Annotated in this window: 19 protein-coding genes; 12 read left to right on the top strand and 7 right to left on the bottom strand. The window is 63.6% G+C overall.

Going from position 1 to position 17,409, the window contains the following annotated elements; all coding sequences use genetic code 11:
- Positions 1–98 precede the first annotated feature (98 nt).
- The 9 genes from AC3WS7_RS04545 to AC3WS7_RS04505 all read left to right on the top strand — a co-directional run bounded on the left by AC3WS7_RS04545 (position 99) and on the right by AC3WS7_RS04505 (position 8,129).
- The gene (locus AC3WS7_RS04545; protein WP_492655506.1) at positions 99–1,514 is read left to right on the top strand and encodes a DHA2 family efflux MFS transporter permease subunit; all 1,416 of its coding nucleotides are present in this window, start codon (positions 99–101) and stop codon (positions 1,512–1,514) included.
- A gap of 48 nt (positions 1,515–1,562) precedes the next feature.
- A complete protein-coding gene (locus tag AC3WS7_RS04540) occupies positions 1,563–1,814 on the top strand; it encodes a hypothetical protein (protein ID WP_492655505.1) in 252 nt (83 codons plus the stop codon).
- A 15-nt stretch (positions 1,815–1,829) separates the two neighbouring features.
- The gene (locus AC3WS7_RS04535; RefSeq protein ID WP_492655504.1) at positions 1,830–2,108 is read left to right on the top strand and encodes a hypothetical protein; all 279 of its coding nucleotides are present in this window, start codon (positions 1,830–1,832) and stop codon (positions 2,106–2,108) included.
- Positions 2,109–2,121: 13 nt separating this feature from the next.
- Positions 2,122–2,934 carry a phytanoyl-CoA dioxygenase family protein gene (locus tag AC3WS7_RS04530; RefSeq protein ID WP_492655503.1) on the top strand — a complete coding sequence of 271 codons (813 nt, stop codon included), beginning with the start codon at positions 2,122–2,124 and terminating at the stop codon, positions 2,932–2,934.
- Positions 2,935–2,939: 5 nt separating this feature from the next.
- On the top strand, positions 2,940–4,157 hold the full coding sequence (locus AC3WS7_RS04525) for a LysR family transcriptional regulator (protein WP_492655502.1): 1,218 nt from the start codon (positions 2,940–2,942) through the stop codon (positions 4,155–4,157).
- A 100-nt stretch (positions 4,158–4,257) separates the two neighbouring features.
- A complete protein-coding gene (locus tag AC3WS7_RS04520) occupies positions 4,258–5,430 on the top strand; it encodes an ABC transporter substrate-binding protein (RefSeq protein WP_492655501.1) in 1,173 nt (390 codons plus the stop codon).
- Positions 5,427–6,155 carry an alpha/beta fold hydrolase gene (locus tag AC3WS7_RS04515; RefSeq protein ID WP_492655500.1) on the top strand — a complete coding sequence of 243 codons (729 nt, stop codon included), beginning with the start codon at positions 5,427–5,429 and terminating at the stop codon, positions 6,153–6,155. Before AC3WS7_RS04520 ends, AC3WS7_RS04515 begins: the two co-directional genes overlap by 4 nt.
- Positions 6,152–6,598, top strand: coding sequence for a nuclear transport factor 2 family protein (locus tag AC3WS7_RS04510; protein WP_492655499.1), 447 nt, complete (start codon positions 6,152–6,154; stop codon positions 6,596–6,598). Before AC3WS7_RS04515 ends, AC3WS7_RS04510 begins: the two co-directional genes overlap by 4 nt.
- Before the next feature lie 151 nt (positions 6,599–6,749).
- The gene (locus AC3WS7_RS04505) at positions 6,750–8,129 is read left to right on the top strand and encodes a hypothetical protein (protein ID WP_492655498.1); all 1,380 of its coding nucleotides are present in this window, start codon (positions 6,750–6,752) and stop codon (positions 8,127–8,129) included.
- A gap of 19 nt (positions 8,130–8,148) precedes the next feature.
- Here the strand turns inward: AC3WS7_RS04505 and AC3WS7_RS04500 are convergent, their stop codons facing one another.
- Entirely contained in the window at positions 8,149–9,189 is a 1,041-nt protein-coding gene (locus tag AC3WS7_RS04500) for a zinc-dependent alcohol dehydrogenase family protein (protein ID WP_492655497.1), read from the bottom strand.
- A gap of 150 nt (positions 9,190–9,339) precedes the next feature.
- Here AC3WS7_RS04500 and AC3WS7_RS04495 point away from each other — a divergent pair, with 150 nt between their 5' ends.
- Positions 9,340–9,819: an Lrp/AsnC family transcriptional regulator gene (locus AC3WS7_RS04495; protein ID WP_492655496.1), complete on the top strand. Its 480-nt coding sequence runs from the start codon at positions 9,340–9,342 to the stop codon at positions 9,817–9,819.
- A gap of 98 nt (positions 9,820–9,917) precedes the next feature.
- Here the strand turns inward: AC3WS7_RS04495 and kynA are convergent, their stop codons facing one another.
- Both kynA and kynU read right to left on the bottom strand, forming a co-directional pair.
- Entirely contained in the window at positions 9,918–10,757 is an 840-nt protein-coding gene (gene kynA / locus AC3WS7_RS04490; RefSeq protein WP_492655495.1) for a tryptophan 2,3-dioxygenase, read from the bottom strand.
- Positions 10,758–10,872: 115 nt separating this feature from the next.
- The gene (gene kynU, locus AC3WS7_RS04485) at positions 10,873–12,180 is read right to left on the bottom strand and encodes a kynureninase (protein WP_492655494.1); all 1,308 of its coding nucleotides are present in this window, start codon (positions 12,178–12,180) and stop codon (positions 10,873–10,875) included.
- A 116-nt stretch (positions 12,181–12,296) separates the two neighbouring features.
- On the opposite strand from kynU, the gene AC3WS7_RS04480 reads away from it, so the two are divergent.
- Positions 12,297–12,788 carry a hypothetical protein gene (locus AC3WS7_RS04480; RefSeq protein ID WP_492655493.1) on the top strand — a complete coding sequence of 164 codons (492 nt, stop codon included), beginning with the start codon at positions 12,297–12,299 and terminating at the stop codon, positions 12,786–12,788.
- Between the two features lie 14 nt (positions 12,789–12,802).
- Here the strand turns inward: AC3WS7_RS04480 and argF are convergent, their stop codons facing one another.
- On the bottom strand, positions 12,803–13,765 hold the full coding sequence (argF, locus tag AC3WS7_RS04475; RefSeq protein WP_296471527.1) for an ornithine carbamoyltransferase: 963 nt from the start codon (positions 13,763–13,765) through the stop codon (positions 12,803–12,805).
- Positions 13,762–14,982, bottom strand: a complete 1,221-nt coding sequence (locus AC3WS7_RS04470) for an aspartate aminotransferase family protein (protein WP_492655492.1) — start codon at positions 14,980–14,982, stop codon at positions 13,762–13,764. The genes argF and AC3WS7_RS04470 overlap by 4 nt, the downstream gene beginning before the upstream one ends.
- Positions 14,983–15,224: 242 nt before the next feature.
- Here AC3WS7_RS04470 and AC3WS7_RS04465 point away from each other — a divergent pair, with 242 nt between their 5' ends.
- A complete protein-coding gene (locus AC3WS7_RS04465; RefSeq protein WP_296471523.1) occupies positions 15,225–15,554 on the top strand; it encodes a DUF3579 domain-containing protein in 330 nt (109 codons plus the stop codon).
- A gap of 121 nt (positions 15,555–15,675) precedes the next feature.
- On the opposite strand, the gene rpsT is transcribed toward AC3WS7_RS04465, so the two are convergent.
- On the bottom strand, positions 15,676–15,975 hold the full coding sequence (rpsT, locus tag AC3WS7_RS04460; RefSeq protein ID WP_105261031.1) for a 30S ribosomal protein S20: 300 nt from the start codon (positions 15,973–15,975) through the stop codon (positions 15,676–15,678).
- Positions 15,976–16,041: 66 nt separating this feature from the next.
- Positions 16,042–17,343, bottom strand: coding sequence for a diguanylate cyclase (locus tag AC3WS7_RS04455; RefSeq protein WP_492655491.1), 1,302 nt, complete (start codon positions 17,341–17,343; stop codon positions 16,042–16,044).
- Between the last annotated feature and the right edge of the window lie 66 nt (positions 17,344–17,409).

The following is a 17,409-nucleotide window of genomic DNA, read 5'->3' as shown; positions in this document are numbered from 1 at the left end:
TTACTTGAAATAAACCTTGCCTGATTCAGGGGTTCTGCACCCGGCCCGGTGATACCAAAACGCAGCACAAGGTCTCTGCCCCGGCGCTACCATGCGCCATGGCCACCAGCGAATCCACGACCAAACGTTACTTGCCCTGGGTGGTCGCCACGGCGCTGTTCATGGAGCAGTTGGACTCCACCATCGTCAACACCGGCATTCCGTCTATGGCGGCCAGCCTGGGCGTGACGCCGCTGAGCCTGAAGGCGGTGGTGAGCAGCTACATCCTGGCGCTGGCGGTCAGCATTCCCATCAGCGGCTGGCTGGCCGAGCGTTATGGCAGCCGGCGCATCTTCATGTTTGCGGTGGCCTTGTTCACGGTGTCGTCGGTGCTGTGTGGGCTGGCGGTCAACTCCACCATGCTGATTGCCGCGCGCGTGCCGCAGGGCATTGCGGCGGCGATGATGATGCCGGTAGGCCGCATGGTCATTGTGCGCACCTTCTCCAAGGGCGAGCTGCTGCAGGCGATGAACTTCGTCATCATTCCCGCGCTGCTCGGGCCGCTGTTGGGCCCCACGGTGGGCGGGCTCATCGTGCACTGGGCGTCGTGGCGCGAGATCTTTTTTGTGAACGTGCCCGTGGGCTTGGCCGCGCTGTGGTTTGCCAGCAAACACATGCCCAATTACCAAAACGACACGCCGCGCCCGCTGGATGTGCGTGGTCTGATTTTGTTTGCCAGCGGCGCGGGGTTGCTGTCGTGGCTGCTGGAGGTGTTTGGCGAAATCAGCCTGTCCAATGAAATGGTGGCCATGCTGGTGGCCGTGTCCCTGGGGCTGCTGGCCGCCTACGGCTGGCACGCCAAGCGGGTGCCGTACCCGCTGCTGCGCCTGTCGCTGTTTTCCACGCGCACCTTCCGCGTGGGGGTGCTGGGCGGCTTTGTCACGCGGCTGGGCGTGGGCGGCATGCCGTTTTTGCTGCCGCTGCTGTACCAGTTAGGCATGGGGCTGCCGGTCTGGCAATCGGGCTTGCTGATGATGCCAGCCGCCCTGGCCGCCATGGCCATGAAGGCGCTGGCTGCGCCCATGCTCAGGCGCCTTGGCTACCGGCGCGTGCTCATCGTCAACACGCTGCTGGTGGCCTGCGCCATTGCCAGCTACGCGCTGGTGGATGCGGGTACGCCGCTGTGGGCCATCGTGGGTCTGGGGCTGGCCCTGGGTTTGTTCAATTCGCTGCAGTTTTCCAGCATGAATTCCATGGCCTATGCCGACATCAACGCCGAAGACACCGCCATGGCCAGCACTCTGGCCAGCACCTTGCAGCAAATGTCCATGAGCTTCGGGCTGGCCTTTGGCTCGCTGATCACGGGGTATTTTCTGGAAGGCCTGCCGCAGTCGGACCGGCTGGCCGTGACAGCCTCGCTGCACCACGCCTTCATCGCCCTGGCGGTGCTGACCGTGGTGTCGTCCGCTGCCTTCTGGACCCTGCGGCCGGAAGATGGTGAAAGCGTCAGCAAGGGGAGCGCGGCGCCGTCTTGAGGGACGCTAACATGGTGGCACCCCAGTGCACCCATCCCGGAACTTGCCATGTCCCTCGCGATGCTGAAAACCCTGTTTGCCCAAAAAACCTGGGCCCATGCCGAGCTGGGCGAGCTGCACTTTGCCGCGGCCGAGACGGACCAGTGGTTTGAGTCCTACCTGGCGGGCTTGAACGAAGCCACATTGGCAGAGAGCCTGCGCTTTCAATTCACCGATGGTGACGCCGGGCGACTTGCTGACCAAATTTCTCCACCAGCGCGAACCTGCCAGACGGCAGGGCTGATGGTCCTCTTTCACTGATAGACGAGCTGATGTATGACAAGCAACACACCTTATGTTTCCAATAGCGCCACCTCCGAAGCCCAAGCCTGGGAAGCACTGAAAGAACTGGGCGACGCCGCGCTGGCCCAGGGCGGCTTGCAGGCCGTGCTGCAGATGTTTGTGGGCACGCTCACCGGCGCCGAAGAAGTGGCCCGCGTGAGCGAGGAGGCCGGCCACCCCGACACCATGACGCCCGAGGTGATTGCCCAATGGGTCTACACCGACTACGCGCCCGGCATGCTGCAGGTGCTGGCGCAGGGTGCGGCAGAGTAGGGCGCGCACAGCCATGCCCCACTACACCGTGCCCTCCACCACCGTGCAAGACTACGTGCGCCAGGGCGCCGTGGTGCTGCGTGGTGTGCTCAGCCCCACCGAGGTGGCGCAACTGGCGCGCGGCATCGAGCACAACCTGACCCACCTGAGCCCGTTGGCCATGGTGGCCAGCCAGGCCGATGACCCGGGCAAGTTTGTCGAAGACTTTTGCACCTGGCAGCACAACGCCGACTATGCGGACGTGATGCAGCACAGCGCCTTGCCCAAGGTTGCCGCGCAGCTGATGCAGAGCGACACCGTGCGCATCTACCACGACCACCTGCTGGTCAAAGAGCCCGGCACGCGCCAACCCACGCCCTGGCACCAGGACCAGCCCTACTACAACGTGGCGGGGCGGCAAAACGTGAGCTTCTGGATTCCGGTAGACCCGGTTCCGCTGGAGAGCACGCTGCGTTTTGTGGCCGGCTCACACGCGGGCACCTGGTACATGCCACGCACCTTCCGCGACCAGCAGGCCAAGTGGTTTCCCGAAGGCGCGCTGGCGGAGCTGCCGCAGATTGACGCGCACCCCGAGCAGTTTGAACAACTGGGCTGGGCCCTGCAGCCGGGCGATGCGGTGGCCTTCCACATGCTCACCCTGCACGCCAGCAGCGGCGTGGGGCCGGGCACGCGGCGGCGCGTGTTCTCCGCCCGCTACTTGGGCGACGACGCGCGCCATGCGGTGCGCAGCTGGCGCACCTCGCCGCCCTTTGCCGGCCTGGCAGACCGCCTGCCCGATGGCGCGGTGATGGACGACGCACTGTTCCCCTTGCTGAACTGGCGCTAAACCGCATGGAGCTGCTGCCGCACTTGCGCTTGCTGCGCGCCCTGGCGGCCGTGGCGCAGGCGGGCAGCAGCCAGCGGGCGGCCACGCTGCTGCATGTGGCGCAGTCCTCCATCGTCCGCGCGGTGCAGCAGCTCGAAGCTGCGCTGACCAGCCCCTTGTTTGAGCGCGGCGGGCGCGGCATGTTGCCCACGGTGCGTGGCCGCCAGCTGGCGCTGCGCGCCACGCGGGCTTTGCAATTGCTGGCCGATGCGGACCGGCACCGCACACGCAGTGCCGCCACGGTCTGGACCGGTAGCCCGCTGGCGCTGGGTGTGGCCGCGCGCCACCTGCAGGTGCTGCAGGCGCTGGTGGATACCGGCAGCGAAGGGCGCGCCGCACAGCATCTGGGTGTGAGCCAGCCCGCCGTGCACCAAAGCCTGCAGCAGCTGGAGCACATGGTGGCGGCGCCGCTGTTCATCCGTTCGCGCAGCGGGCTGCGGCTGGACGACGCGGGCGAAGGCCTGCTGCTGGCCAGCCGCCTGGCGCAAGCCGAGCTGCGCCAAGCGGTGGACGAATGGCCCGAACCCGGTGCAGCCCTGCAGGGGCGGCTGGTGGTGGGCACGCTGCCGTTTTCCACCACCATGCTGCTGGCGCCTGCGGTGGAGCAGCTGCTGGCGCAGCAAGCCCATGTGCAGCTGGTGCTGATTGACGGCACCTTTGATGCGCTGGTAGCGCAGCTGCGCCATGCGGAGCTGGATTGCATCGTGGGTGCGCTGCGCAGTACGCCGCCCGCGGCCGACCTGAGCCAGGAGGTGTTGTTTGAAGACCGCCTGGCAGTGGTGGCACGTGCGGGCCATCCGCTCGCGCAGCGCCGCCGCCTGGGCTGGCCCGCTCTGCGCACGGCACAGTGGGTCATGCCCATGCCCAACACCCCGGCCGAAAAGGCATTTGCACAGATGCTGCAGGCCGCAGGCCTGCCCGCACCGGCCGGGCAGGTGCGCGCCAACAGCGCGCTGATGATGCAGGCCATGCTGCAAGACAGCGACCGCCTGGCCTTGATGTCGCCCCGCCAGGTAGCCCGCGAAATTGCGGCCGGCCTGCTGGTGGAGCTGCCCTTGCCAGTGCAGCACGCGCAGCGGCAGATTGGCGCCATGTGGCGCACTGGCTACCTGCCCACACCGGCGGCGGCACAGTGGCAGGGCATCTTGCGACAGGTGGGCGCGGCACTTGGGGATGGCGCCTAGGCATAAGCAGATTGCATAGGTCAGCAGGCCTTTGCATTGGACGCTGCTGGCCAGGAATTGCACACTGGCGCCGGACACTAAAAAAACCGGAGACAAGCCCATGGACAAACGCAATTTCATCCGCACCGCCGCGGTCACCGCACTGGCGGCCAGCTTGGGGCTGGCCTGGGCGCAAGACGCCACCTTCAAGATCGGCCTGCTGCTGCCGCTGACCGGGCCGTTTGCCTCCACCGGCAAGCAGCTGGAGAGTGCGGCGCGGCTCTACATCGCCCAGAACGGCGACACCGTGGGCGGCAAAAAAGTGCAGCTGATTGTGAAAGACGACACCGGCGTGGCCGACGTGAGCAAGCGCCTGGCGCAGGAGCTGGTGGTGAACGACAAGGTGAATGTGCTGGCCGGCTTTGGCCTCACGCCGCTGGCCATGGCCAGTGCCACCATTGCCACCCAGTCCAAAACGCCCCTGGTGGTGATGGCCGCGGCCACCTCCAGCATTACCGAGGCCTCGCCCTACATCGTGCGCACCAGCTTTACCGTGCCGCAGGTGGTGACCATCCTGGCGGACTGGGCCATCAAGAACGACATCCGCAAGGTGGTGACGCTGGTGACCGACTACGCGCCGGGCGTGGACTCCGAGACCTGGTTCAACCAGCGCTTTGTGGCGCAGGGCGGGGTGGTGGTGGAGTCGCTGCGGGTGCCGCTGCGCAGCCCGGACTTCGCGCCGTTTTTGCAGAAGGTGCGTGACGCCAAACCCGATGCGCTGTTCACCTTTGTGCCGGCCGGTGTGGGCACGGCACTCATGAAGCAGTTTGCCGAGCGCGGCATGGACAAGGCCGGTATCCGCGTGATTGCCGAAGGCAGCGTGACAGACGATGACATTCTGGACGGCATGGGCGAGGTGGCCATGGGTGTGGTGACAGCGCACCACTACTCGGCTGCGCACAACTCGGCACTCAACAAAAAGTTTGTCGAAGCCTTTGGCAAGGCCAACAGCGGCCTGCGCCCCAACTTCATGGCGGTAGGCGCGTATGACGGCATGCGTGTGATCTACGAGGCGGCCAAGGCCACGCAAGGCGGCAGCGGTGATGCGCTGCTGCAGGCCATGAAAGGCCAGAGCTTTGAGAGCCCGCGCGGCCCGGTCAGCATCGACCCGCAAACACGTGACGTGGTGCACAACATCTATGTGCGCAAGGTCGAGGAGGTGGGTGGCCAGCTGTGGAACACCGAGGTGCAGACCTTCTCCGCCGTGAAAGACCCGGCCAAGGTGGGCAAGTGAGCGTGGGCGTGCAAACCCTGGTGTTATTGCCCGGCCTGATGTGTGATGCCGGGGTGTGGGAGCCGCTCTACGCACACCTGCCCGCAGGCGCCACACCGTGGGTGGCCGACTACGGCATGGCCAACAGCCTGCAGGCCATGGCGAAGGGGGTGCTGCAGAACGCACCGGCTGATCGCTTCGCGCTGGCCGGCCATTCCATGGGAGGGCGTGTGGCCATGGAGCTGCTGCGCCAGGCACCGCAGCGCGTGACGCAGGTGGCCCTGATGGATACCGGCTACCTGCCACGCGCGGCGGGAGAGGCCGGTACCCAAGAGGCGGCCAAACGCCACGCCCTGCTGGAGGTGGCGCGCACCCAGGGCGTGCGTGCCATGGCCCAGACCTGGGTGCAGGGCATGGTGCACCCGGACCGGCTGCAGGACGCAGCGCTGATGGAAGCCGTGGTGGCCATGTTTGCGCGCAAGAGCGCCGATGTGTTTGCCGCACAGATCGAGGCCCTGCTGGCGCGGCCTGATGCGTCGGACGTGCTGCGTGCGCTGACGGTGCCCACGCTGCTGCAGTGTGGCGCGCAAGACAGCTGGTCGCCCCCCGCACAGCACGCAGACATGCAGGTGCTGGCGCCGCACGCGATGCTGGACGTGATTGGCCACGCGGGCCACATGGCCCCGATGGAGCGGCCCGTGGGTGTGGCCGCCAGCCTGGCGCGATGGCTGGCGCTGTCGGCATGAGCACGCTGGAAACCCTGGCCGCCGAAGCCGCATGCCGCGCCCTGGTGTTGCGGGGCGCCGAAGCGGTGGACGGTGGAGATGCGCAAGGCTTTGCCGCATCGTTTGCGCCCGATGGCACGCTGGTGCGGCCCGACGGCAGCGTGCTGCAGGGCCGTGCAGCCATCGCCCAAGCCTACGCCGCACGCGACCCCGACCGCCTGACCCAGCACCTGGTGTGCAACCAGCTGGTGACGGTGGATCTGCAGGCCGGCACGGCGCAGGCCCGTAGCAAAGTGCTGCTCTGGACTGGCCGGCACAGCAGCCCCTCCACCCCGCAGGGCCGCCTGGCTGACGCGATCAGCCAAGTGGGCGAGTTTGTGGACCAACTGGAGCACACCCCCGAGGGCTGGCGCATCCGCAGCCGCCGGGCGCAGTTCATTTTGTACCGTGGCGGGGCGTCATAGTTGCTATTGATTTAGTAGCTGCTCGCGCATATTCCACAAGGGGTGGTGGCACTTTTCATTCGTTTTTCCCTGTTGTGTCCTGGTAGCGCAAGCCGGTGCGGTACAGTGCCCATGCTTCGCCAATTTGGGCGGCATTCAGGGATGAATACACATGAAAATCACGCAGGGTCTGGGGCTCATCGTTTTGCTGTTGGCGCAGGCCGCACAGGCGCAAACCCATTACGAACAACTGGAAGTTGGCACCACGGTGCAGGGGGGGATTGGATTGGGCATGTTCAGCAAGCCCTATCCCTTGCCGCCAGGGTCATGGGTGGTGGCCGGACGCACCATCCACGCGATTCCCCTGATCAGCAGCCAGAGCAGGGAGCCAGCGGGCTCGGTGTCTCGCTACGACCTGACCCTGAAAAATGCGCAACCCGGCGGCATGCTGCCGCTGATGGTGGTATCCATCACTGGGCGGCTGACCAATCTGAGCCTGGGTACCAAGCCCTGCACCCCCAGTGTGGACAAAAACAAGTGGGTCGACACGCTGACCGAACGGTCCGCCCCGACCTCCGTCGGTACACAGGGGTGTGCCGTCACCGTCGGTATTTCCAACTTCAAGAAGTATGTGGCCGATGCGGGAACCAATGACAGCGCGTGGATACGCGCCGCGTTGTCTCCCATGTCTCCAGAGGCCTTCACCTTGCCCGACAACGCCCTGATGGTGAGCGTAGCGGCAGGCCGTTTCCGAGGGCACAACATCGAAGGCGCCTTCTTCGTGCGCCAAGAAGGCAACTTGTCGGACCCTGCCTATGCCCGTCATGTGCAACCCTGGGTGCGCGCAACGGGGCTGAGCCTGATGACCGTGGTGGACAACAACACTGCAACCTTGGAGCTGCCTACGCCGTTTGCAGGTGCGGCAACGGACGGCAAGCCGATCGTGATTGACAACCGTCCGATCTCCACCTTGTCGGCCGTGGTGCCGGTGGACAACCTGCAGGTGCAGAAAAAATTTGATTTGGTGGAGGTGAGCCCGGACAACTTCAAGGCGGTTCTGCTGAATTGCATCCCCGAATTTGCCAGCAACATTGCGAGCACCCAATTCCCACCCGCCGCGGTACAGCACGCCACCTACAGGGTAGGAGGGGTATCGAGGCAGTTCATCCTCAAGAAAACGGTGGGCCTGTGCCTCCAAAGCAGTTCGGCCAACTTCCCCATTTTTGCAGCGGAGGCATTTGGGGGGACGGTCACTCCCGTCGGCGTCAGTGATGACGTGGTGTCCGACTGGAATGCGCAAATTGCCCGTTGGGTGGCCACCAAGGGCAGTGCCTATGTGGCGTACCTGTATCCCAACCAGGCCGTCATGGCGGTGAAATATTGGATGGATGCCAGCAACCCCATCGTCATTCGCTACGCCACGGAGTTCAAAGCCCAGGGTAACTGGGCCCCGCAGGCATTCGACGCTGTGTTTGCAGACCCTGGCATGACGGCGGTGAAGTCCAACAACGTGAACGCCAAGGGAGAGGGCAAGAAAGACCTGCCCTTCTGAGCGGCAGTTTTTGGGCGTCTCAGAACTCCGTGATGACGGTGACGCCCGCGACCTCGAACTTGTCCATGTTCATCAGCGCGGCTATGGACTGTTGCAGGTTGATCTTTTTGCCAACCAATTTTTCGGGGGTGAGCTTGCCGGTGCGCACCATGTCCAGCATGGCGCCGTAGCGGTGGGCCTGCATGCCGTGGCTGCCCAGAATCTCCAGCTCATGGGCGATGACCTTGGCCATGGGGATGGCCGGCGTGCTGTTCTCGGCCAGCATCAGGCCCACCTGCACGTGCTTGCCACGCCGGCGCAGGTTGCTGATGGAGTTGAAGCAGGTGGTGGGGTGGCCCAGCGCGTCCAGCGACACATGCGCGCCGCCTTGGGTGATCTCCATCACCGCTTCCACCACGTTGGCCACCTGGGTGGCGTTGACGGTGGCTACCGCACCCATGGCACGCGCCATGGCAAGTTTGTCTTCCGAGATGTCGATGGCCACCACATTGGCGCCCACCGCATGGGCAATCATGATGGCCGACAGGCCCACGCCGCCGCAGCCGTGCACGGCCACCCATTGGCCGGCCGAGGTTTTGCCCTGGTCCACCACCGCGCGGAAGGAGGTGACGAAGCGGCAGCCCAGGCTGGCGGCGGTGGCAAAGTCCAGCGTCTCGGGCAGGGCCACGAGGTTCAGGTCCGCCTTGTGGATGGACACGTACTGTGCGAACGAGCCCCAGTGCGTGAAGCCGGGCTGAAACTGCTTTTCGCAGACCTGCTGGTTGCCGGAGTGGCACTCCGGGCAGCTGCCGCAGCCGCCCACAAAGGGCACGGTGACGCGGTCGCCCACCTTCCAGCGGGTCACGTCTTTGCCCACGGCTTCCACCGTGCCCGCCAGCTCGTGGCCGGGCACGTGGGGCAGCACGATGTCGGTGTCATGCCCGACCCAACCATGCCAGTCGCTGCGGCAGACGCCGGTGGCCTGCACCTTCACGACCACGCCATGCGTCTCGGGCGTCGGGTCCGGCACGGTTTGCAGCTGGGGTGGTGCAGAGAAGGCTTCGTAGACAACGGCTTGCATGTGGGGTCCTTGTGGGGGTTGGCGTGAACGGAAGAAACGAAAAATTATGGGCGCAACCGGCTGGAATTACTTTTCCTTGTTTGCTATGGTTGGGGCTTATTTGGCGGTGAACATTTCACAAAATGCAAGAAATAGAAAGAATCCCCTCCCGTGAGTGACTTTGACAAAACAGATGCCGCCATCCTGGATTGCCTGCAGCGCGATGGGCGACTCTCTAACGCCAAGCTGGCCGAGCAACTTGCGCTCAGCGAAACGCCGTGCTGGCGGCGGGTGAAACGGCTGGAAGAGCAGGGCGTGATCGAGGGGTACCAGGTCATGCTCAACCGCCGCAAACTGGGCCTGGGGGTGATGGCGTTTGTGCAGCTGTCATTCACCCAGCACACCACCGAAGCGACCGCCGCGTTTGAACGCATCATCCAGGCCAGCCCGAACGTGCTGGCCTGCCACAACACCACGGGCGATGCCGACTTCTTGTTGCAGGTGGTGGCACGGGACCTGGACGACTACAGCCGCTTTGTGGAAGAGGTGCTGCGCAAGCTGCCCTTTGTATCCAGCATCCGCTCCAACCTGTCTCTGCGGGAAATGAAGGCCTCGAACCGCTTGCCGGTGACAGACATCTTGTCGGTGTGATGTACGCCGGTCTTCCGTTGTCAATCTATTTGCTATCAAATGAATAGCTGCTAGCGCATACACCACGTGCGCTAGCAGCCATTTTTGCTTGAAATCGCCTAGAGCACCGTGCGCAGCGTCCAGATTTCGGGGAACAGCACCACGTCCAGCATCTTGCGCAGGTAGCTCACACCGCCGGTGCCGCCGGTGCCACGCTTGAAGCCGATGACGCGCTCCACGGTGGTGACGTGGCGGAAGCGCCAGAGGCGGAAGGCGTCTTCCAGGTCGGTCAACTCTTCGGCCAGTTGGTACAGGTCCCAGTGGGCCTTGGGGTCGCGGTAGACCTGCAACCAAGCGGCTTCCACTTCGGGGCTGGCGGCGTAGGGCTGGGTCCAGTCGCGTGCCAGGTGGCTGGCGGGCACGGCAATGCCGCGGCGTGCCATCAGCTTCAGGGCCTCGTCATACAAAGAAGGTGCTTCATACGCGGCTTGCACCAGTGCCAGCCGCTCGGGCGCGTGGGCGTGGGGCTTGAGCATGGCGGCGTTTTTGTTGCCCAGCGAGAACTCAATACAGCGGTACTGAAAACTCTGGAAGCCGCTGCTCTGGCCCAGGTAGGGGCGCATGGCGGTGTATTCGGGCGGCGTCATGGTGGCCAGCACGTCCCAGGCGTGCACCAACTGCTCCATGATTTTGCTCACACGCGCCAGCATCTTGAAGGCGGGCGGCAAGTCGTCCTGCGCGATGTGGCGCATGGCAGCTGTCAGCTCATGCAGCATGAGCTTCATCCACAGCTCGCTGGTCTGGTGCTGGATGATGAAGAGCAACTCGTCGTGCGTGGGCGAGAGCGTGTGCTGCGCCGACAGGATGGTGTCGATCTGCAGGTAGTCGCCATAGCTCATGGTTTTGCTGAAGTCGAGCTGGGCCTTTTCGTCGGCCACTATTTTTTCGGTAGAGGTCATAAGTAATCCAAGAGGTGGACGGGGGGCACAGGTTGGGGCCGATTTGCTGACCCGCAGGGTCTGATGAGGCCCCGGCCTGTGCCGCCCGGCTGCCTCGTGCAAGCTCCAGGGAAGTTCAGGTCACCGCATGCTTCCGGTTGAACTCCGCCTTCTTCCATTCGCCAGATTCCAACACCTGGCGCAGATGCTCCACTGCATTCCACACATCTTCAAAGCCGATGTACAGCGGCGTGAAGCCGAAGCGCAGGATGTCTTTGTGGATGCCACCGTCACCCGCGCGGTAGTCGCCAATCACGCCGCGCGCAATCAGCGCCTGCACGATCGCAAAGGCGCCGGAGCCCAGGTCACCGCCTGCCGTGTGTTCGCGCGTCAGGCACACCTGCGAGCCGCGCTGGGCGTGGTCGCGTGGGGTGGCCAAGCCCAGGCCATAGCCCTGGCAGCGTTCTTCCACCAGCTGGATGAACAGGTCGGTCAGCGCCAGCGACTTGGAGCGCAGCGCCACCATGCCGCCCAGCTTCTCGGCAGCCTCAAAGCCTTCCAGGCCACAGCCCAGCAGCGACATGCTGACGATGGGCTGGGTGCCGCACAGGTAGCGGGTGATGCCAGGGGCGGGCTGGTAGTCGGGCGTGAAGGCAAAGGGGGCTGCGTGGCCCCACCAGCCGGCCAGGGGCTGCCAGAAGCGGTCGGCGTGCTGGGGGTGCACCCACACAAAGGCCGGCGCGCCGGGGCCACCGTTGAGGTACTTGTAGCCGCAGCCTACCGAGAAGTCGGCGCCCGATGCCTTGAGCGTGACCGGCACAGCGCCTGCGCTGTGGGCCAGGTCCCAGATCATCAGGGCACCGGCTGCGTGGGCGGCGGCGGTCACGGCGGGCATGTCGTGCATGGCGCCGGTGCGGTAGTTCACGTGGGTGAGCATGAGCACGGCCACGTCGGCAGTCAGTGCTGCGGCAATCTCTTCGGGCTCCACCAGTTTCAGGGTGTAACCGCGCTCCTTGCACAGGCCTTCGGCGATGTAGAGGTCGGTGGGGAAGTTGCTGCGCTCGCTCACGATGAGCTTGCGCTCGGGCGCGTCTTGCGCGGCGATGGACAGCGCGGCGGACAGCACCTTGAACAGGTTGATGGAGGTGCTGTCAGTCGCCACCACTTCATCAGCATCGGCACCAATCAGTGGGGCAATGCGGTTGCCCAGGCGCTGGGGCAGGCTGAACCAGCCGGCGGTGTTCCAGGAGCGGATCAGGCCCTGGCCCCATTCCTGGGTGACGACTTCGGCCGCGCGGGCGGCGGCGGTTTTGGGCATCACACCCAGCGAGTTGCCGTCGAGGTAGATCACCCCTTCGGGGATGTCAAACAGATCGCGCAGCGTGCGCAGCGGCTCCGTGGCATCCAGCGTCTGGCAGTGTTGGAGGGTAAGGGAAGTGCTCATTTCAGTCCTCAAATTCATAAAGCGGCGCAAAGGTAACACTTGGTTTCAAAGCGTGGTGTCGGTTATTCCCAACAGGTCCACAATCTCACTTTTTACGCAGAAATACAGGAGTCGTTATGCGCAGTTCATTCCCATCCCCCCGCTCTCTGGGCCGCACCGCTGCGGTATGGCTCGCAGGGGCCCTTCTGGTGACCGCCGCCCAAGCAGCCAAGCCGGAGTGGGCCGGCAAAGGCAAGGGCAAACATGGTGAGGAAGAGCATCGGCAGGAGCAGGGCACCTCGGTCGAAATCCGTGTGGGTGGCTACTTTGGTGACGACCAGCGCCGTGCCGCGCAGGACTACTACGGCGCCCAGCAGGCCAAGGGAAAATGCCCGCCAGGCTTGGCCAAAAAGAACAATGGATGCCAGCCACCCGGTCAGGCCAAGAAGTGGTCGCGCGGCCAGCCACTGCCAAGGGATGTGGTCTTCTACCCGCTGCCGCGGGACATCTCGGTGCGTATCGGCCTGCCACCCGCAGGTTACAAATATGTGCGGGTGGCGAACGACATCTTGTTGATCGCTATCGGCACCAGCATGGTGGTGGACGCGATTGAAGACCTGATGCGCTGAGGACGCTCAGGGCCTCAGAGCTTGCCCAGCAGCAGGTACTCCATGAGTGCCTTCTGCACGTGCATGCGGTTTTCTGCCTCGTCCCAGACCACGCTTTGTGGGCCGTCAATGACTTCGGCCTCCACTTCTTCTCCGCGGTGGGCGGGCAGGCAGTGCATGAACAAGGCGTTGGGTGCGGCCACGGCCATCATCTTGCGGTCCACACACCAAGCGGCAAAGGCCTTGCGGCGCACTTCGTTCTCGGCCTCGTAGCCCATGCTGGTCCATACATCAGTGGTGATGAGGTCGGCGCCACGGCAGGCTTCCAGTGGGTCGCTATAAGTTTTGTAGCTGCCTGCGCCCATTCCGCCGGCGCTGGCAGCCAATTTCTCATTCACTTCGTAACCGCTGGGGGTGCTCACACGCAGGTGAAAACCCAGGATGGCGGCAGCCTGCAGCCAGGTGTTGGCCATGTTGTTGCCATCGCCCACCCAGGTCACGGTCTTGCCTTCGATAGGGCCGCGGTGTTCGATGTAGGTGAAGATGTCGGCCAAAATTTGGCAGGGGTGGAACTCGTTGGTCAGGCCGTTGATGACGGGCACGCGCGAGTTGGCGGCAAAGGCCTCCAGCTTGGTCTGCTCGTAGGTGCGGATCATCACGATGTCCGTCATGCGGCTGATGACCTTGGCACTGTCCTCGATCGGCTCGGAGCGGCCCAACTGGCTGTCGCCCGTGGTCAGGTGCACCACGCTGCCGCCGAGCTGGTACATGCCGGCCTCAAAGCTCACACGCGTGCGTGTGGAGGCTTTCTCGAAAATCATGGCCAGCGTGCGGTCCACCAGCGGGTGGTGGCGCTCAAAACGCTTGAACTTGGCTTTGATGAAGGCGGTGCGCTCCAGCAGGTAGCGGTATTCCTCGGTCGTGAAGTCGTCAAACTGCAGATAGTGCCGCACGGGCGGCGCGCCCTGGGGCAGGGTGCTGGGGACTACGGGGTTCATGCAGCCTCCTTCAGCAGGGCCGTGATCAGCGGGGCCAGGATGGCAACGATCTGGTCGGCTTCGGCCGTGGTCAATATCAGGGATGGCACCAGGCGGACCACGGTGTCGGCGGTCACGCTGATCAGCAGGCCAGCGTCTACCGCGCGCTGCACCAGGGCGCCGCAGGGTTTGGCCAGGTCAATGCCCAGCATCAGGCCTTGGCCGCGCACTTCTTTCACGCCGCCGTTGGCAATCTCGGCCTGCAGGGCTTTCTCCAGACTGGCCTTGAGGTGCTTGCCCACCTTCTCTGCGTTGGCCAGCAGGCCTTCGGCTTCCATGATGCGGATGGTCTCGACGCCGGCGCGCATGGCCAGCGGGTTGCCGCCAAAGGTGGAGCCGTGGTTGCCGGGTTGGAAGATCGTGGCGGCCTTGGGGCCCACCACGACGGCCCCGACGGGCACGCCGGAGCCCAGGCCTTTGGCCAGGGGCATCACATCCGGCTGAATACCGGCCCATTGGTGGGCAAACCACTTGCCGGTACGGCCCATGCCGCACTGCACTTCGTCAATCATCAAGAGCCAGTCGCGCTGGTCGCACAGGGCACGCACGTCGCGCAGGTAGTCCATGTGCATGGGGTTCACGCCGCCTTCGCCCTGGATGGCTTCAAAGAACACGGCCACCACATTGGGGTTGCCTTCGGTGGCCTTTTTCAGTGCCTCGATGTTGTTCACCGGTACGCGAATGAAACCTTCCACCAGCGGGCCAAAGCCGGCTTGCACCTTGGGGTTGCCGGTGGCGCTCAGGGTGGCAATGGAGCGGCCGTGGAAGGCCTTTTCGTACACCACGACTTCGGGGCGCTCAATGCCTTTGTCGTGGCCAAATTTGCGTGCCAGCTTCAGGGCGGCTTCGTTGGCTTCCAGGCCCGTAGAGCAGAAGAACACACTGCGCATGCCGGAACGCTCGACCAGCAGCTTGGCCAGCTCTTCCTGCAGGGGGATGTGGTAGTAGTTGGAGGTGTGGATCAGCTTGGTGACCTGGTCTTGCAGCGCGGCGACCAACTGGGGGTGGTTGTGGCCCACGGTGTTGACGGCAATACCGCCCAATGCATCCAGGTACTCGCGGCCATTGACGTCCCACACGCGGCAGCCTTGACCATGGCTCAGGGCGATGGGCAGTCGGCCATAGGTGTTCATCACGTGGGGTGAAGACGGCGTGGTGGCAGGCGTGGCGGCGGTCATGCAATAACTCCGGGGTTGGCTACAAAACAAGGCGGCCCAACATGAACAAAGGCAGGTTGGGCCGTTGAAGCCTGATTTTAGGCGCATGGCCGATGCCAGTTTGGTGACAAATACACATCACAGTGATGCACGCTGGCATAGCTGCTTTGTCATCTGCAAGACAGCGGAGCGGGTAGAATTCTTGTGCGGCGCAGCACGTCACAGGGCTATCGCGATTCACCGCTGCTTTTACTCTCAATCCGATGGCTTCCACACCTTCCAAAGAACTCTACATCCTGGGACTGACCTTGCAAGGCAAGACGTTTCGCCCCAGCGACTGGGCAGAGCGACTGGCCGGGGTGATGAGCCAGTTTCGACCCGGCGGCCCGCAGCCGGGCAGCCATTTGGGCTATTCCCCATGGTGTGTGCCCACCTCGATTGGGCAGGTGAAGTGCGTGATCATCCACGCTGACCTGCGCGACTACGATGTGATGGCGTGGGACTTTTGCCTGAACTTCGCGCGTGACAACGAGTTGCAGGTGAGCGAAACCCGTCCCGAAGTGCCGCCAGCCCGGCCTGCCAAGTCCGAATAGCCGATGGGAAGACAGAAACAAAAAAGCCGTTCAGATGAACGGCTTTTTTGCTTTTGCTGACAGCGCACCCACTACAAACGGCGAATCCTGACCAGCAGGATTCGTGCGATTGCCTAACGAGTTAGGCGGCGAGTGCCAAGGCTTTCACCTTGGTAGCCAAACGGCTCTTGTCGCGGGCTGCTTTGTTCTTGTGGAAGATGCCCTTGTCGGCCACGGTGTCCACCACGGCTTGCATCTTGGCAAACAGTTCACCGGCCTTGGTCTTGTCACCAGCCAGAACTGCTTTTTCCACGTTCTTCACCGCAGTGCGGTATTTGGAGCGCAGGGATGTGTTCGCTGCGTTGATTTTGACGTCCTGGCGGACGCGTTTACGGCCCGACGCCAGGCGCGGGTTCTTTTTCTTGGGTTTTCCAGATGCCATGATTTAAATTCCTTGTGTCTGCGGATGTTGTCAGCAAAGCCAAGGATTATACATCGGCGTCGGATTTCACCCCTCCAAGCGATTTCGCCCGTTCTGTTTGGCCTGGTAGAGGCGTTTGTCAGCAGAGCTGAGCATGCTATTGAGGTCGGGGGCCGCTTCGCCACACATGCCGATGCTGATGGCGATGGTAATCCCCTTGGGGGCTACCGTGGTGGCCTCGGTGGGCAGGCGTTTGCGGAAGGAGTCCAGCTGTTGTCGCACCAGGTCGGCGTCGGTGCCCGCAAAAAAAATGGCGAACTCCTCGCCCCCGATACGGGCAATCAGGTCATCCGGGAAATGCCGCTGCAGGCACTCGCTCACGTGCTGGATCACTTGATCACCATAGGCATGGCCGTAGGTGTCGTTGATGGTTTTGAAGTGGTCGATGTCGATCATGGCCGCCACCCCGGTCTGGCCCTGCTGGAGTGCGCTGCGGTGGCGTTGCTGGCCGTGCTCAAAGAAGTAGCGCCGGTTGTACAGGCCCGTCAGGTAGTCGCGGTTGGCCAGGTTGTGCAGGCTTTCCATGAGGTCCAGCATTTCCAGGTTCTGGTTGACGCGGCAGGTCATTTCTTCAAACGAGTAGGGTTTGGAAATGAAGTCGTTGGCGCCATGCTTGAGGAATTGCGCCGAGATGTCGGCCCGGTTTTCGCCCGAAATCCCAATGATGGCCAAGCGCTCCTTGCCCAGCATGCGCCTAGCCTCCAACACGAACTCAAAGCCGTCGACCAGCGGCATGTTGTAGTCCACCAGCACCAACTGGATGTCGGGTTGTTGTTGCAACAGGGTCAGGGCTTCCCGGCCATTGTGGGCGACCTGAATTTGCAGGCCCTGCATGCCCAGCATGCGTTTGATGATCTCCAGCGACGAGGGGGAATCGTCAGCGACCAGCACCTTGACGCTGCTGTTGCGGTGCAGGCGCCCGACCCACTGCACCACGTAGTCGTAGGACAGCACGCCTTTCTTCAGTACATAGTCCACGATGTGGCCCTGCGCCATCATGTGGCGGATGTCGTCGGTGATGGTGCCTGTCAAGGCGATCGCGGGAATGTGGTGTTCGCCGACCAGATCAATCACCTCGCCATACGGCGCGTCGGGCAGGTTGACATCGCAGACGGCGGCAAAAATCTCGGTGCCCCGTGCGCTCAGCAGGCTACGAGCCTCAGCCAAATTGGCGGCAACCAAGGTTTCGCAGCCCCATGTGTGCTGCAACATGGAAGCCAGCATCTCCGAGAGGGCGCGCTGGTCCTCGACGATCAACACGGGGCGGGGTGTCGACTTGCTGGTGCCGGCCAGCAGAGGGCGCTTGGTTTGTCTGAACGTAGAGGCCATGGTGGATTTCCAGGGTGCGCCTGAGGGGTATCGCCAGATTGAAGCACATCCGTGGCCAGTATTTCA

This window comes from Rhodoferax sp. EU05-FHT12H12, assembly GCF_058791215.1.
This window is presented reverse-complemented; position numbering and strand designations above follow the sequence as displayed.